Genomic DNA, 15,715 nt, shown 5'->3' with positions numbered 1-15,715 from the left:
TGACTTCTGATGGCTGAAATTAAATTAAACGTAACGGATCTGCACAAACGCTACGGCGAACATGAAGTGCTCAAAGGGGTGTCTCTGAAGGCTAACGCCGGGGACGTGATCAGTATTATCGGTTCGTCTGGCTCGGGCAAAAGTACCTTTTTGCGCTGCATTAACTTCCTTGAAAAACCCAGCGAAGGCACGATTGTGGTCAGCAACCAGAACATCAATCTGGTGCGGGACAAAGACGGCCAGCTCAAAGTGGCCGACAAAAACCAGCTGCGTCTGCTGCGTACTCGTCTGACGATGGTGTTCCAGCACTTCAACCTTTGGAGCCACATGACGGTACTGGAAAACGTGATGGAAGCACCTATTCAGGTACTCGGGCTGAGCAAGCAGGAATCAAAAGAGCGGGCGATTAAGTACCTGGCTAAAGTCGGCATCGACGAACGTCAGTACGTTAAATACCCGGTGCATCTGTCCGGTGGCCAGCAGCAGCGTGTTTCCATCGCCCGCGCGCTGGCGATGGAGCCCGAAGTGCTGCTGTTTGATGAGCCCACCTCGGCGCTCGACCCGGAGCTGGTGGGCGAAGTCCTGCGCATTATGCAGAAGCTGGCAGAAGAGGGGAAAACCATGGTCGTGGTTACCCACGAGATGGATTTTGCCCGCCATGTTTCCAGCCACGTCATCTTCCTGCATCAGGGGCGCATTGAGGAAGAAGGCCCCCCGGCAGAGCTGTTTGGCAGCCCAAAAAGCGCCCGCCTGCAGCAGTTCTTATCTGGTTCGCTGAAGTAATCCATCACCCTAACCCTCTCCTGAAGCGAGAGGGAATAAACATGATTCCACCTCAGCAGTTTCCCCCTCTCCCTCCGGGAGAGGGCCGGGGTGAGGGTAAATAACGCCTCACTCCTCGCCCAACAATCTCACTGCTGTACTCTCATCCGTCACCAGGCCTGACATCCAGCGGCCTGTCAATGCTGCTTTGATGGCGGCAAACTTTCGCATTCCACCTGAAAAAGCGATGATCTTACGCGGGTTATCACTTTGCAGCGGCACGCTGGTCAGCAGAGCATCCAGCTCGCTGTAGACGCGCTGGCCGCTATGGTCGAAGAAATGTCCCAACATTTCACCCGCAACCCCCTGGGCGTGCAGCATGCTGACCTGTTCGTCGGTAATGAATCCTTCGGCATTCAGCGGGCAGCCAATGTCCACCTCGCCAACACCGAGGAACGCAACATTGGCCGCCAGCGCCCGGTCGGTCACGCGCTGGTAAATCTTGTGGCGACACCACATGTCGCGATCTTCTTCATTATCGGCATACAGCGGGGCCGGGATAAAAAAGTATTTTCCCTGCATTTTTTCCGCCATTTTTAGCGGCATGTCATAGCGGGTACCTGAGTCATCCCGCGCAATCGCCCCAATCATGGATACGCAGTGGTGCTGCGGACGTTCGACCCACGGCAGGACGTCGATGATTGAGCGCAGCGTTTTGCCGGAGCCAATGCCGAAAACCTGCGGCTGCTCGTCGGCGATAAACTGCGACATGACTTCGGCACCTTCCACCGCCAGCATCTGCTGGATGGCTTCGTCATCCAGCCCTTCCGAGGGCACTACGCGGCAGATTTCCAGGCCGAAACGTTCCCGAACCTGCTGTGCCAGCTTCAGACAGCGGGCAACCGGATGGGCAATTTTGACCGTCACCATACCCTGCTCGCGCGCGGAAGAAACCAGCCGCTGGGCGACCTGACGGGAAATCCCCAGTTCACGGGCGATATCCTGTTGTGTCATACCCGCTACGTAATACATCCAGGCAACGCGCGCGGCTTGTTCTTGTTTTTTCTCTTCTCTGCTCATGGCGACACCTTATGACTCTTTGATGTGCATTCTACTCCGTGCGTGCTTTGTTGGTAATTGGGCAAAAGTCATTTTTATGGGCAAATGTTGTCTGTGTGAGTTTGATCTCAGAAAGACGGCGCCTGCCGCAACTAGACTATAACAAACGGGCAAATGCCCTTAAAAATGACAAATGCTTAAAACTGAGGTGAATCATGACGACGAAATCGGTATGGATGCATATTGGCGCAGGCTCTTTCCACCGTGCCCATCAGGCGTGGTATCTCAATCAGCTGCGCAAGCAGGGCGATGACGGCTGGAGTATTTCGCTGGGCAATATCCGTAATGATGCCGGTGAGCTGCTGAATCAACTGGCGGCACAGCGCGGTGAATATGTGCTGGAAACCGTCACGCCGGAAGGCGAGCGTGCCTACGAAAAGATCGCCTCTATCGGCAAAGTGCTGCCGTGGGATAAAGAGATCGGTGCTCTGGTTGAAGAGGGCGCCAAAGCTTCGACCCGCGTGATTGCCTTTACCGTCACCGAAGCCGGGTATTACCTGACGCCGCAGCACGAGCTGGACGTTCATCAGCCTGATGTCAAAGCCGATCTTGCCGGAGGAATGACTACGCTTTACGGCGCGCTCAGCCGCATTCTGCATCGGCGTATGAGCAACGGCGGTGAACCGGTAACGCTGCTCAACTGCGATAACCTGCGCCACAACGGCGAACGCTTCCGCCACGGCTTTCTGTCGTTCCTGAAGGCGAAGGGCGACCACGCTCTGTTTGACTGGGTGACCACCCACACCGTGTCGCCTAATACCATGGTTGACCGTATTACTCCTCGCCCTACTGCGGATATTGCCCCACGGGTGAAAGCGGCTACCGGGTTCGACGACAAGGTGCCGGTGATGGGGGAATCGTTTATTCAGTGGGTTATTGAGGACAACTTTATCAACGGTCGCCCGTCGCTTGAGAACGTTGGCGTCGAAATGGTGAAATCCGTGCTGCCCTATGAAGAGGCAAAAATCCGCATTCTGAACGCCAGCCACAGCTGTATTGCCTGGGCCGGGACGCTGACCGGTTTGAGTTACATCGATGAAAGCACCGTGCAGCAGCCGATCAGGCAGATGGCGTGGGATTACGTCACGGAGGATGTCATCCCTTCGCTGTCACCGAGCCCGTTGGACCTGGCTGCGTATCGTGATGTGGTCCTGGCCCGCTTTAGCAATCCGTATATCAAAGATACCAACCAGCGCGTGGCGGCCGACGGCCTGTCCAAGATCCCTGGCTTTATTACCCCGACGCTGATTGAGTGCTATCAGCGAGGTGAGGAGCCTGCGGCAACGGCGGTTCTGCCCGCACTGTTCTTCCTGTTCCTGCAGCGCTGGGCGCAAGGCCAACTGCCTTATGAGTACCAGGATGGCGTCATGCAAGACGATGCGATTCGGGCTTTGTTCGCCGCGCCAGAGCCGCTCAAGGCCTTTGTCAGCGACGAAACTTTGTTTGCCGAACTCGCACATTCCTCCGCTTTCCATGAGCTGATGGCTCGTACGGTCACTCGCCTTGAAGCGTGGATCAAGTCTCCGCAATCGCCTCTGGCTGCTGCTTAAGGAGGCGCTATGTATCTTGGCATCGATATCGGCACCTCGGAACTGAAGGCTTTGCTGATTGACGGACAGGGCGAAATTTTAGGCTCTGCTCATGCGGCATTAACCGTTCAGCGTCCGTATTCGCACTGGGCTGAGCAGGATCCTGAGGCCTGGTGGCAGGCGACGCAGCAGGTCGTCTCTACGCTGCGCCAGCAAATGCCTGAAGCCTGGGCACAAATTCGCGCTATTGGCTTGTCGGGGCAGATGCACGGCGCAGTGCTGCTGGACGACCAGGGAAAAGTGCTGCGCCCCTGCATTCTGTGGAACGACACGCGCAGCGCCGAACAATGTGCTCGGCTCACTGCAGAAGACCCTGAGTTTCTGACCATCAGCGGCAACCTGGTGATGCCCGGCTTTACCGCCCCGAAACTACGCTGGGTGGCGGAGCACGAGCCGGAAATCTTTTCCCGCGTGGATAAGGTGCTGCTGCCGAAAGACTACCTGCGCTGGCGGTTGAGCGGTGAGTTCGTTTCCGACCCGTCGGACGCCGCCGGAACGCTGTGGCTGGACGTGGCAAAGCGCGACTGGTCAGACAAACTGCTGGCGGCGACCGGGCTGACTCGCAGCCAGATGCCGCGCCTGGTAGAGGGCAGCGAAGTCAGCGCCGTTTTACGTTCCGCTCTGGCAACCGAGTGGGGGCTTAGCTCCGGCGTCAAAATCGCCGGTGGTGGTGGCGATAATGCTACCTCGGCAGTTGGCGTTGGCGCGGTGAATAGCGGCGATGCATTTATTTCGCTCGGTACGTCCGGCGTTATCTTCGTGGTAAACGACGAGCTGCAAACTCGCCCTGAATCCGGCGTGCATGCCTTTTGCCACGCTTTACCTCAGCGCTGGCACCAGATGAGCGTAATGCTCAGCGCCGCCAGTTGCCTGCGTTGGGTGTGTAATCTGCTGTCGGTCACCGAAAGCCAGCTTATGGAGGAAATGGCAGGCCTGAGCGACGAGCAGAAAAAACACGCACCTGTTTTCCTGCCTTATCTGTCAGGGGAGCGCACGCCGCATAACGATGCTCACGCCATGGGGAGTTTCTTCGCGCTCAACCATGAAACCAGCCGTGCCTTACTCGGATATTCGGTGATTGAGGGCGTGACCTTCGGCCTGGCGGACGGTATGGCGGTGCTGGAGACGTCCCGTAGCCAGATTACTCAATGTAGCCTGACAGGCGGAGGGGCACGCAGCGCTATCTGGGCGCAGCTGATTGCCGACGTGCTGGATGTGCCGATTGTGACCCATCCGGCGAGTTCCTCCGGGGCGCTTGGTGCCGCTCGCCTTGGCTGGTTGGCAGACGGCGGCGTAGAAGAAGTTGTTTGCCGCAAGCCTCCTGTTCAACAACGCTTCATGCCGCGTAAAAGCCTGCAAAGTGTGCTGCATCAGCGGTTGTCCGTGTTCCATCTGCTTTACCAACAACAAAAAGCCGCTCGTAAGCTGCTGCCCTGACGGCCCTTCCGGCGGCTATTCTGCCGCCGGAAACCCCTGTACCCGTGAACGAGGAAGAGTGTGATGCAATCTAAACACTACTGGTTTGGTTTACCTAAACATCTGCTGTGGGGATTTGTCGCTATCGCTATTTTTATGAGTGGCGATGGTTTCGAGATGGCATTTTTGTCTAAACACATTACCGATATGGGCTTTACGCCTGCGGAATCGGCGATGGTGTTTACTCTGTATGGCCTTGCAGCAGGTCTGGCGGCCTGGGCTTCCGGCGTAGTCGCTGAGCTTATTACCCCGCAAAAAGCAATGCTGATTGGTTTTGTGACCTGGGTCGTGATGCATGCATTGTTTATGACGCTTGGTCTTGGGATGCGCAACTACCCGCTGATGCTGCTATTTTACGGCATTCGCGGCCTGGCTTATCCGCTATTTATCTACTCCTTCATGCTGATGCTGGTGCAGGTGGTACCGCGTGAGAGGCTGGCGGCAGCGACTGGCTGGTTCTGGGCGATGTACTCCATCGGCATTGGCGTGGTAGGGAGCTATCTGCCCAGCCTGACTATCCCGGCATTTGGCGAAACGGGGACGCTATGGATGGCCATAGTCTGGGTCACGGGCGGGGGGCTTATCGCCTTCTTCAGCCTGCGTAATGTGCCGGTTGATCGCTCGCGGGTTAATCTGCCGCTGAAAGAGAAAATGACGGAGATGTCGCGGGCGGTGACCATTCTGTTCAGCAACCGTGACGTGTTTTACGCCTGTCTTATCCGCATTATTAACACGCTGTCGCTGTTTGGCTTTGCGATAGTGATGCCGTTGTTGTTTGTGGACCGTCTCGGTTTTACGATTTCAGAATGGCTGCAAATCTGGGCGGTGTTCTTCTTTGTCACCATTTTCACCAATATCTTTTGGGGAATCATGGGCGAGTACATCGGCTGGATCCGCCAGGTTCGCTGGTTTGGCTGTTTAGGTATGGCGATTTCCAGCCTGACGTTTTATTACCTGCCCGTGTGGGTGGGACATAACTTCTGGGTGGCGCTGATCCCGGCGGTCATGCTTGGCACCTTTGTCGCGGCGTTTGTGCCAATGACAGCGGTGTTTCCAACGCTGGAACCCCATCATCGCGGGGCAGCCATTTCCATCTATAACCTGTCCGCGGGGATGAGCAACTTTGTGGCACCGGCTATTGCATCACTGATTCTGCCGTTTTTCGACATAGTGGGTGTAGTTTGGGCGTACACCGGGCTGTATCTGTTCGCGGGCGTGCTGACGTTTATCATCAAAGTTCCGCAGCCGAAACGGGTGAAGGATAAAGCTGACGCGGGGAAAATGAGCCCTGTAGAGCAGTAAAATGAAAAAGCCGGGCGAATAACCCGGCTTTTTGCTGTTAACGAATCACGTCCGCCAGCGCTTCGTCTAAGTCAAACCAACGGAAGCCAAAGCCGGATTCCTCCAGGCGTTTAGGCAGTGCCCGCTGCCCACCGAGCACTAACACCGAAGATTCCCCCATCAGCAGGCGAATCGCCGTGGCCGGGGCGCGAAGTATGGCCGGGCGCTTGAGGGCATGGCCAAGAGCATGGGAAAACTGTTCATTGCGTACCGGGTAAGGGGAAACCATATTAAACGGCCCGCGCAGGTCGTTATCCAGCAGCCAGAGAATGCCGTTCACCATATCGTCGATATGGATCCACGCCAGATACTGGCGGCCATTGCCAATGGGGCCGCCTAGTCCCAGCCGGAACAGCGGCAGCATTTTGGCCAGAATCCCGCCTTTGGGGGCCAATACAACGCCGGTGCGTAACAGGCAAACTCGCGTAGCTTCACTTTGCGCGCCGCAGGCAATTTGCTCCCAACGGGCGCAAAGCTTGTGGGTGAATTCGTTGTGGGGAGGTTCGTCTTCGGTGACGACCACTTCGCCAAGGTCGCCGTAATAGCCGGTGGCTGAACCGGAAATGAAGACTTTGGGCGGCTGCTGGCTGGCTTTAAACAACTCGACAAGCCGCTCGGTGATTTGCCAGCGGCTCTGGCACAGGCGCTGCTTTTGCTCCTCGCTCCAGCGTTTATCGGCGATTGGCTCCCCGGCCAGGTTAATAACCGCGTCGAAGGCGTCGAGATTCTGTACGCCGTCGAGCCCTTTGAGCAGCGCAACCCGATTATCCAGCCGCTTGCGGGCCTTTTCCGGCGCACGTGTGACGACCGAAACAGCATGGCCCAGCTCAAGCAGGCGAGCTGTCAGGTGGCGGCCAATCAGCCCGCTGCCGCCGGTAATCAGGATCTCCATACTTTCCTCCCACCTGGACGCGCTTATCGCCGCCAGCTCAGGGTCATGGATACCGAGTCGGCATAGCGAAGCGCGTGAAGTTTATCGATCTCTACTTCAGCATATGTCACCCACGGGTGGGCGCATGCGATGTTCAGCACATCCTGAGTTAATTTTTCCAGCAGGGAGAAGCGGTTATTCTCAACCAGCTGGATAATGTCTTTGGTCACGGTGCGATAGTTCAGCGCGTCGTTAATGTCCTCGCTTTCCCTGGCTTTGCTCGCAGGGTAGTGGAGAGCGACGTTAATCACGACATCCTGCCGGTTGGCGATCTCTTCTTCTTTGATACCAATAAAAGTCCGCAGGCGCAGGTTTTTAATGCGAATAATGGCGTCTGGTTGCATGGATGACATTGCAGGTTCCTTATTAGTCTTTTCCCGCCACAGGATACACCAGCGCGGGAAAAAACCTGAACCGGGGATTACGCCTTCTCTGCCCGCTGATAGGCCTTCACGGTGGCAGGCCGGGTGCGGATCCGCTCAAACCAGTTCCTTACCGCCGGGAAGTTGGCGAGGTCAACGCGCTGGCGCTCATGGGACACCACCCAGGGATAAGTTGCGATGTCCGCAATGCTGTAGTCGTGGCCGCCAAGCCACGGGGCTTTCTCCAGCTGTTTGTTGAGCACGCCGTAAAGGCGCTGGGTTTCTACCTGATAGCGTTCGATAGCATAAGGGACGGGCTGCGGAGCAAAGTGGTTGAAATGGTGGTTCTGGCCCAGCATTGGACCGAAGCCGCCGACCTGCCAGAAAAGCCACTGTAGCGTGGCGTTGCGGGCGCGCAGTTCTTTGCTGAGGAGTAACCCGGTTTTGTCCGCCAGATAAAGCAAAATTTCGCCGGACTCAAAGAGGCTTAAAGGCTCGCCGCCGTCGGCTGGTTTGTTATCCACGATGGCAGGAATTTTATTATTCGGTGAGATAGCCAGAAAATCCGGACGAAACTGTTCGCCTTTGCCGATATCGATCCGGTGGATTTTGTACTCCAGGCCAGCCTCTTCAAGAAACAGGGTAATTTTATGGCCGTTTGGGGTAGGCGCATAATAAAGTTCGATCATGGTCACTCCAGGGTTTAGTCCATTTTGGCAAATGTTTCGAGTATAGAAGTTATTGCTATTTCTGCACCGGAATGGTGCGTTTTAAGCGGATGACAAAACGATTTTTTCGCTCTATGTTCAATAACCTGTCGCGCGAATAAGTGAGGATATGATGAGCCAGCCTGCCATTACGTTGTGGACCGATAGCCAGTGTTTTAGCCCCTATGTGCTTTCCGTTTTTGTTGCGTTGAAAGAAAAAGGCCTCGCCTTTTCTTTGCAAACTGTCGACCTCGCCAGCGGCCAGAATTTAAAGCCTGGCTGGAAGGGGTTTGATCTGACTCGTCGCGTGCCGGTGCTGGCCGTCGGCGATTTTGTGCTCAGCGAATCCTCGGCCATTGATGAATATCTGGAAGAGCGTTTTGCCCCGCCGACGTGGGAACGCATTTATCCTCATGACATTGAAAAACGCGCCCGGGCGCGGCAGGTGCAGGCGTGGCTGCGCAGTGATCTGATGCCCATTCGGGAAGAGCGTTCTACTGCCGTGGTCTTTGCTGGCGAGAAGAAACCGGCGCTAAGCCCGGCAGGCCTTCAGGCGGCAGAAAAGTTAATCGCTACCGCAGAACATTTGCTCCCGGCAGGGCAGCAAAATTTATTTGGTGAATGGTCTATCGCCGACACAGACCTGGCGCTGATGCTCAACCGTCTGATCATGAACGGGGATGAAGTGCCTGAGCGGCTGAAAGAGTACGCCAGCTTCCAGTGGCAGCGCGCGTCGGTGCAGCTTTGGCTGGCGCAGTCGGCCAAAAACGCAGGCTGATAGCGGCCGGGGAATTCGTTATCATTGGCTGATTATCATTACTGGAGCCAGGGATAAATGAAACTGATGTTTGCCTCGGACCTTCACGGTTCGCTACCCGCCACGGAAAAAGTCCTGGAACGTTTCGCACACAGCGGCGCGAAATGGCTGGTTATTCTGGGCGACCTACTGAATCACGGCCCTCGGAACGCGCTGCCTGAAGGCTATAATCCTCCGGCGGTGGCGCAGTGCCTGAATAGCGTTGCCGATAAGATTATCGCGGTGCGCGGAAACTGCGACAGCGAAGTAGATCAGATGCTGCTTCAGTTTCCGATTACCGCGCCCTGGCAGCAGGTTTTGCTGGCGCAGCAGCGGCTTTTTCTGACCCACGGGCATCTTTATCATCCCGGGCATTTGCCGCCGCTGTCCGCTGGCGATGTTCTGATTTTCGGCCATACGCATCTTCCGGTTGCAGAAAAGCACGAACAGATCTATTTGTTTAATCCAGGCTCTGTCAGCATACCGAAGGGCGGTTTTGAGGCCAGTTACGGGATGCTGGATGATGGCGTTCTGACCGTTCGCACGCTGGAGAGTGATGGGGTTATTGCACAGGTGCGTATTACCCCGTAACGTTGACAGGTTAATCCAATAACGCGCCGTAAGAGCGCCCCTGAATAAGGTTTCCCTGATGGTGGAACAGAGTCATTTTGTCGGCACGGAATGGGTAGATATTGTTAATGAAGACAATGAGGTCATCGCACAGGCAAGCCGCGAGCAAATGCGTGCGCAGCGGCTGCGTCATCGCGCGACCTATATTGTTGTTCACGATGGTATGGGCAAAATTCTGGTGCAGCGTCGCACCGAAATTAAAGACTTCATGCCGGGCATGCTGGATGCTACCGCAGGTGGTGTCGTGCAGGCGGATGAACAGATGCTCGAGTCGGCTCGCCGCGAGGCGGAAGAGGAGCTGGGCATTGCCGGCGTACCGTTCGCGGAGCACGGGCAGTTCTACTTCGAAGACGATAGCTGCCGCGTTTGGGGCGGACTCTTTAGCTGTGTTTCCCACGGGCCTTTCGCGCTGCAGGAAGAAGAGGTCAGCGAAGTGAGCTGGATGTCCCCGGAAGAGATCACCGCGCGCTGCGACGAATTTACCCCAGATTCGCTGAAGGCGCTGGCGCTGTGGATGACCCGCAATGCTAAAAACGAGTCACAAAGCGAAGAAAGCGAGTAATTGTTGGCCCTCACCCCGATCCTCTTCCAGCCAGGAGGGGACCAGGGTGAGGGAAAATCAGCAGCTGTCCCGCATACACAGCGATGACGCGATAGTCGGGCTTCTGTCCCATTCTTCTTCGTTTATCCTTGCCAGCAGCGCCCGTCCGGCTTCAATGCCAATCTTACGATGCGGTACCGCAATGGTGGTCAGCGCCGGCTGACACACGCGGCTTACGTCACTGTCGCCAAACCCGACGATGGCTAAGTCGTCAGGGACTTTGATGCGCCTGCGCTGGCATTCGTACAGCGCGCCGCAGGCCAGTTCATCCGACACACAAACCAGCGCGTCCAGCTCCGGCCAGGCCAGCAAAAATTCGGGTAGCTGTGCGGCCCCGGTAGAGAAATTCGGCGGCGCGGCAGCGTTGATCACCCTGTTGGGCGACATATGGTGGCGCAGCATCGCTTTGTACCAGCCCTGAAGGTGCTGCTGGAAAATCCACTGTTCCTGGTTCGCGCACAACAGCCCAATGTTCTGATACCCGCGGTGGATAAGCATTTCCGTCAGTTCAAACATGGCGGCGACATTATCAATACCGATGTTCATGTCCAGCGGATCGGCGCGGGTGGCGCCGATTTCGAGCACAGGAATACTGGCGTGCTTTAGCCAGCCGCGCACCGTGTCGCTGTGTTCCACGCTCAGCAGGATCGCCGCGGCAATATTGGACGCCAGCAGTGTTTCCAGCAGCTTCTCTTCCTGCTCCAGCCGGTGCTGGGATTCTGCCAGCACTATCTGATACCCCGCAGGCTGCAGTACCTGCTGCAGGCCGGCAAACATTTCACTGCAGCCGGATTCCGCCAGGCTTGGGACCACCATCGCAATGGTGTACGAGGAGGCGGAGGCCAGCGCGCTTGCCGCCAGGTTGGGCATGTAACCCAGTTCGGAAACCGCTGCTTCGATTTTTTCGCGTAATTTGTCGGAAACCTGCTCCGGGGTTCTTAGCGCTCGCGAAACGGTCATGGTACCGACGCCGGCGAGCTGAGCCACATCTGCAAGCGTCACCTTACCGGTACTTCGCCGCTTTCGGGTTATGGACATTGTGATTCCTGATTCTTGACCTGAAAAACGCCAGGCTGACGTTGGCCCCTGAAAAAGAAGGGGAAATATCGCTCAAGTATACGCCTGAAATCGTGCGCCTTAATGCGATTTAACACAATGATTGCAATTTGATAGCGCTATCACAAAATCGAGTGATAGTTATTGGTAGCGCTATCTTTGTGATATCAGTCACAGTTAAACCCGAGGCCGTTGAATAAAGTTTGCCCATCATCAATGTCGATTTCGAGAGGTTATCGTGCTCAACCAATGGCTGCATCCGCAGACTATCCAGCTTCATGATGAGGTCGCAAACTGGCAGCAGGCGCTGGAGATTAGCGCCCGGCCGCTGCTGGACGCGGGGATTATCGCCCCTCATTATTTGACGGCCATTATGCAGCAGCACCAAAAACTAGGGCCGTACTATGTGCTGGCACCGGGCCTGGCGATGCCGCATGCTCGTCCAGAAGAGGGCGCGACCGGGCTTGGCCTGTCGCTGCTGAAACTGAGGCAGGGCGTTAGCTTTCATTCTGAGGGAAACGACCCGGTGGACGTCATTATTATGCTGGCAGCACCGGACAGCCATAGCCATATTGAAATGATTTCCGCGCTCGCTGAACTCTTTTCCAGCGACGAGGACATGGCATTACTGCATCAGGCCAATAACCGGGAGGAAATACAAAAAATAATTAATCGATTCTAGTTTTTAAATTTAACACCATAGGTTTTTACGTTGCATTGAAAAATGCGATGCGCTCTTACTCTACTAAAAATATAAGGTACACAAAATGAAGATAATGGCAATCTGCGGTTCCGGCCTCGGCAGTAGTTTTATGGTCGAAATGAATATTAAAAAGGTGCTTAAAAAACTCAATATTGAGGCGGAAGTCGAACACTCGGATTTATCCTCCGCCACCCCGGACGCGGCAGATGTGTTCGTAATGGCTAAAGATATTGCCGCCAGCGCGCGTCTGCCGGGCAGCCAGCTGGTGGTGATCAACAACATCATCGATATCAATGAGCTGGAAAATAAGCTGAGTGCTTATTTTGCAGGTCGTTAATCATAATAATATATAGCCAAAATAATTCGAATTGTAGGCGGCCAGCGCACCTGTAATTCGAAATATGACGGATATAAGCGGAGGCGGATATGTTTATCCTTGGCACGCTGAATTTTATTGTTGATATTCTGAAGGTCCCGGCCATTCTCGTCGGGCTGATAGCGTTAATTGGCCTGGTGGCGCAAAAGAAGTCATTTTCTGATGTGGTAAAAGGCTCAATTAAAACCGTATTAGGTTTTATTGTTCTGGGCGGCGGTGCCACCGTATTAGTGGGGTCTTTGAATCCACTGGGTGGTATGTTTGAGCACGCCTTTAATATCCAGGGCATCATTCCTAATAATGAAGCGATTGTTTCTATCGCGCTGGAGAAATACGGGGCATCCACGGCGCTGATCATGGCCTTCGGGATGGTGGCGAACATCATTGTGGCTCGCTTTACCCGCCTGAAATACATCTTCCTCACCGGGCACCATACGTTCTACATGGCGTGCATGATAAGCGTCATCCTGACCGTGGCGGGCTTCGAAGGCGTGGCGCTGGTATTTACCGGGTCGCTGATCCTCGGCCTGATCATGGCATTCTTCCCGGCCATTGCTCAGCGGTATATGCGCCGCATCACCGGCACTGACGATATCGGCTTTGGCCACTTCGGTACGCTGGGCTACGTGCTGTCCGGTTGGATCGGCAGCAAGTGCGGGAAAGGTTCGCGCTCCACAGAAGAGATGAACCTGCCGAAGAACCTCAGCTTCCTGCGCGACAGCTCAATCTCTATCTCCCTGACCATGATTGTCATCTACATGATCCTCGCGATTTGTGCGGGTCAGACTTATGTAGAAGAGAAGCTCAGCGGCGGCCAGAACTTCCTGGTTTACTCCATTATTCAGGCGATTACCTTTGCGGCCGGGGTGTTCATCATCCTGCAGGGCGTGCGCTTGATTCTGGCTGAAATCGTCCCGGCATTTACCGGTTTCTCTGAGAAGCTGGTGCCTAATGCTCGTCCGGCGCTGGACTGCCCGGTAGTTTACCCTTATGCACCGAATGCCGTGCTGGTGGGCTTCCTGTTTAGCTTCCTCGGCGGCCTGGTGGGCCTGTTCCTGCTGGGGCAGATGAAGCTGGTGCTGATTTTACCGGGCGTGGTGCCTCACTTCTTTACCGGTGCGACCGCGGGCGTGTTTGGTAACGCTACCGGCGGCCGTCGCGGCGCGATGGTGGGGGCTTTTGCCAACGGCCTGTTGATCACCTTCCTGCCGGTGCTGCTGCTGCCTGTTCTGGGCGCGCTGGGCTTCGCCAACACAACCTTCTCCGACGCTGATTTCGGCGTGGTGGGCATTATCCTCGGCAATCTCGCCCGCTTCCTGTCACCTGCGGCGATTACCGCGGTAGTGGTCGCCGTGTTTGCGGTGTTGGTCGGGTTCAACTATCTGGGCAAAGGAAAAGGCACTCCTGCCGTACACACTGAAGACAATACGGGGGCTAAATAATGAATGAACTGGCTGACGTCACGCGGTTTGCGCGGGACATCCGGGTAGAGACGCTGAAAGCGCTCACCCAACTGGGATTTGGCCATTACGGCGGCAGCATGTCGGTGGTCGAGACGCTGGCGGTGCTGTACGGCGACGTGATGAATATCGATCCAGGCGACCCTGACTGGGCAGAGCGCGACTACTTTGTGCTGTCGAAGGGGCATGCTGGCCCGGCGCTGTACAGCACTCTGGCGCTGAAAGGCTATTTTCCCGTGGAGCAATTGGCCACGCTGAACCAGAACGGCACCAGCCTGCCGAGCCACCCTGACCGTCTGAAAACGCGCGGCGTAGATGCGACCACAGGTTCACTGGGGCAGGGAATTTCGATCGCTGCCGGTATGGCGCTGTCCCATAAGCTGGCGCAGCGTCGCAATCGGGTGTTCAGCATCGTTGGCGACGGCGAGCTGAACGAGGGGCAGTGCTGGGAGGCTTTCCAGTTTATTGCTCACCACCGCCTTAACAATCTGACGGTGTTCGTGGACTGGAACAAACAGCAGTTGGACGGCGAGCTGGATGAAATCATCTGTGCTTTCGATCTGGCAGAGAAGTTTAGCGCCTTCGGGTTTGACGTGGTGCAGGTGAAAGGCGACGACATTCCCGGTTTGCTGGCGGCGGTGAAACCCGTTCGCAGCGGCGAACAGCGCCCTCTACTGGTGATCCTCGACAGCATTAAAGGGCAGGGGGTGCCGTACCTTGAGCAACTGGGGAACTCACATCATCTCCGCCTGACGGAACAGTCAAAACAGGCGCTGGAGCAGGCCATCGCGCAACTGGAGGCGGCACATGATTAAGGTAAGCCAGACCGGCGGCCAGGACGCCGTTGAAATGCGTAAAGTCTACGCCGGGTTTGTTCAGCAGCAGATTGGCGAAGGCAGCGGGATCATCGCGCTGGAAGCTGACCTGATGAGTTCGATGGCGATGGATGGCGTGCAGCGAGATAACCCGCAGCATGTGATTAACTGCGGCATCATGGAAGCCAACGTGATTGGCGTGGCGGCCGGGCTGTCGCTGACCGGCCGCAAACCGTTCGTCCACACCTTTACAGCCTTCGCCAGTCGTCGCTGCTTTGACCAGCTGTTTATGTCTCTGGATTACCAGCGGAACAACGTCAAAGTCATTGCTTCCGATGCCGGGGTGACGGCCTGCCATAACGGCGGGACCCATATGTCGTTTGAAGATATGGGCATTGTTCGCGGGTTGGCGCATTCTGTTGTGCTGGAAGTGACTGATGCGGTGATGTTTAAAGACATTCTGCGTCAGCTGATCGAGCTGGAAGGCTTCTACTGGGTGCGGACTATTCGCAAGCAGGCGGCGACGGTGTATGAGGCCGGCTCAACCTTCACCATCGGCAAAGGTAATGTGCTGCGTGAGGGAACGGATATCACGCTGATCGCCAACGGTATTATGGTTGCGGAAGCGCTAAAAGCGGCTCAACAGCTGGAACAGGAAGGGGTTAGCGCGGCGGTCATCGACATGTTTACCCTCAAGCCTATCGACCGCATGCTGGTGAAGAACTACGCCGAAAAAACCGGGCGGATTGTGACCTGTGAAAACCACAGTATTCATAACGGGCTGGGGTCGGCGGTGGCTGAAGTGCTGGTGGAAACCTGCCCGGTGCCGATGCGCAGAGTGGGCGTGAAGGAACGTTACGGCCAGGTCGGAACCCAGGACTTCCTGCAGCAGGAGTATGGCCTGACGGCGGTAGATATCGTGAAGGCGGCGAAAGAGTTGTTGTAGTAGCCAAAGATGAGTGAAAAAGAAAAGGCAGCCATCTGGCTGCCT

17 protein-coding genes are annotated in these 15,715 nt (G+C 55.9%); 12 read left to right on the top strand and 5 right to left on the bottom strand.

The window, feature by feature from the left end; genetic code table 11:
* Nucleotides 1-9 precede the first annotated feature (9 nt).
* Entirely contained in the window at nt 10-783 is a 774-nt protein-coding gene (gene hisP / locus LH86_RS20025; protein ID WP_008459737.1) for a histidine ABC transporter ATP-binding protein HisP, read from the top strand.
* A 108-nt stretch (nt 784-891) separates the two neighbouring features.
* Here the strand turns inward: hisP and LH86_RS20020 are convergent, their stop codons facing one another.
* The gene (locus LH86_RS20020; protein WP_039305132.1) at nt 892-1,842 is read right to left on the bottom strand and encodes a sugar-binding transcriptional regulator; all 951 of its coding nucleotides are present in this window, start codon (nt 1,840-1,842) and stop codon (nt 892-894) included.
* A 194-nt stretch (nt 1,843-2,036) separates the two neighbouring features.
* On the opposite strand from LH86_RS20020, the gene dalD reads away from it, so the two are divergent.
* The 3 genes from dalD to LH86_RS20005 all read left to right on the top strand — a co-directional run bounded on the left by dalD (nt 2,037) and on the right by LH86_RS20005 (nt 6,248).
* Nucleotides 2,037-3,431, top strand: a complete 1,395-nt coding sequence (dalD, locus tag LH86_RS20015; protein WP_039305129.1) for a D-arabinitol 4-dehydrogenase — start codon at nt 2,037-2,039, stop codon at nt 3,429-3,431.
* A gap of 9 nt (nt 3,432-3,440) precedes the next feature.
* Complete coding sequence (xylB, locus tag LH86_RS20010; RefSeq protein WP_039305124.1) at nt 3,441-4,907, top strand: xylulokinase; 1,467 nt, start codon at nt 3,441-3,443, stop codon at nt 4,905-4,907.
* Between the two features lie 63 nt (nt 4,908-4,970).
* On the top strand, nt 4,971-6,248 hold the full coding sequence (locus LH86_RS20005; RefSeq protein WP_039305122.1) for an MFS transporter: 1,278 nt from the start codon (nt 4,971-4,973) through the stop codon (nt 6,246-6,248).
* 37 nt (nt 6,249-6,285) lie between these two features.
* Here the strand turns inward: LH86_RS20005 and LH86_RS20000 are convergent, their stop codons facing one another.
* The 3 genes from LH86_RS20000 to yfcG all read right to left on the bottom strand — a co-directional run bounded on the left by LH86_RS20000 (nt 6,286) and on the right by yfcG (nt 8,269).
* Nucleotides 6,286-7,179, bottom strand: a complete 894-nt coding sequence (locus LH86_RS20000; protein ID WP_039305119.1) for a TIGR01777 family oxidoreductase — start codon at nt 7,177-7,179, stop codon at nt 6,286-6,288.
* A 23-nt stretch (nt 7,180-7,202) separates the two neighbouring features.
* Nucleotides 7,203-7,562: a dihydroneopterin triphosphate 2'-epimerase gene (gene folX, locus LH86_RS19995; protein ID WP_197061721.1), complete on the bottom strand. Its 360-nt coding sequence runs from the start codon at nt 7,560-7,562 to the stop codon at nt 7,203-7,205.
* Nucleotides 7,563-7,639: 77 nt separating this feature from the next.
* Nucleotides 7,640-8,269, bottom strand: coding sequence for a GSH-dependent disulfide bond oxidoreductase (gene yfcG / locus LH86_RS19990; RefSeq protein WP_039305113.1), 630 nt, complete (start codon nt 8,267-8,269; stop codon nt 7,640-7,642).
* A 151-nt stretch (nt 8,270-8,420) separates the two neighbouring features.
* On the opposite strand from yfcG, the gene yfcF reads away from it, so the two are divergent.
* The 3 genes from yfcF to yfcD are packed head-to-tail and all read left to right on the top strand — an operon-like array spanning nt 8,421 to nt 10,275.
* Complete coding sequence (gene yfcF, locus LH86_RS19985; RefSeq protein ID WP_039305110.1) at nt 8,421-9,065, top strand: glutathione transferase; 645 nt, start codon at nt 8,421-8,423, stop codon at nt 9,063-9,065.
* 57 nt (nt 9,066-9,122) lie between these two features.
* A complete protein-coding gene (gene yfcE / locus LH86_RS19980) occupies nt 9,123-9,674 on the top strand; it encodes a phosphodiesterase (RefSeq protein WP_039305107.1) in 552 nt (183 codons plus the stop codon).
* A gap of 58 nt (nt 9,675-9,732) precedes the next feature.
* Entirely contained in the window at nt 9,733-10,275 is a 543-nt protein-coding gene (gene yfcD / locus LH86_RS19975) for an NUDIX hydrolase YfcD (RefSeq protein WP_039305105.1), read from the top strand.
* A 57-nt stretch (nt 10,276-10,332) separates the two neighbouring features.
* Here the strand turns inward: yfcD and LH86_RS19970 are convergent, their stop codons facing one another.
* Entirely contained in the window at nt 10,333-11,352 is a 1,020-nt protein-coding gene (locus LH86_RS19970) for a LacI family DNA-binding transcriptional regulator (RefSeq protein ID WP_039305102.1), read from the bottom strand.
* Between the two features lie 256 nt (nt 11,353-11,608).
* On the opposite strand from LH86_RS19970, the gene LH86_RS19965 reads away from it, so the two are divergent.
* The 5 genes from LH86_RS19965 to LH86_RS19945 all read left to right on the top strand — a co-directional run bounded on the left by LH86_RS19965 (nt 11,609) and on the right by LH86_RS19945 (nt 15,670).
* Nucleotides 11,609-12,052 (top strand): PTS sugar transporter subunit IIA, encoded by a 444-nt coding sequence (locus tag LH86_RS19965; protein WP_039305099.1) that lies wholly within the window; start codon nt 11,609-11,611, stop codon nt 12,050-12,052.
* Between the two features lie 85 nt (nt 12,053-12,137).
* A complete protein-coding gene (locus LH86_RS19960; RefSeq protein WP_039305096.1) occupies nt 12,138-12,410 on the top strand; it encodes a PTS sugar transporter subunit IIB in 273 nt (90 codons plus the stop codon).
* 89 nt (nt 12,411-12,499) lie between these two features.
* A complete protein-coding gene (locus LH86_RS19955) occupies nt 12,500-13,891 on the top strand; it encodes a PTS ascorbate transporter subunit IIC (protein ID WP_039305092.1) in 1,392 nt (463 codons plus the stop codon).
* A complete protein-coding gene (locus tag LH86_RS19950; protein WP_008459753.1) occupies nt 13,891-14,724 on the top strand; it encodes a transketolase in 834 nt (277 codons plus the stop codon). The genes LH86_RS19955 and LH86_RS19950 overlap by 1 nt, the downstream gene beginning before the upstream one ends.
* Nucleotides 14,717-15,670: a transketolase family protein gene (locus tag LH86_RS19945; RefSeq protein WP_039305087.1), complete on the top strand. Its 954-nt coding sequence runs from the start codon at nt 14,717-14,719 to the stop codon at nt 15,668-15,670. Before LH86_RS19950 ends, LH86_RS19945 begins: the two co-directional genes overlap by 8 nt.
* Nucleotides 15,671-15,715 lie beyond the last annotated feature (45 nt).

The organism is Cedecea neteri, from assembly GCF_000758325.1.
GTDB classification, from domain to species: Bacteria; Pseudomonadota; Gammaproteobacteria; order Enterobacterales; family Enterobacteriaceae; genus Cedecea; species Cedecea neteri_B.
Note: the sequence above shows the minus strand (reverse complement) of the source record. Positions and strands in the feature narration are given on the sequence as shown.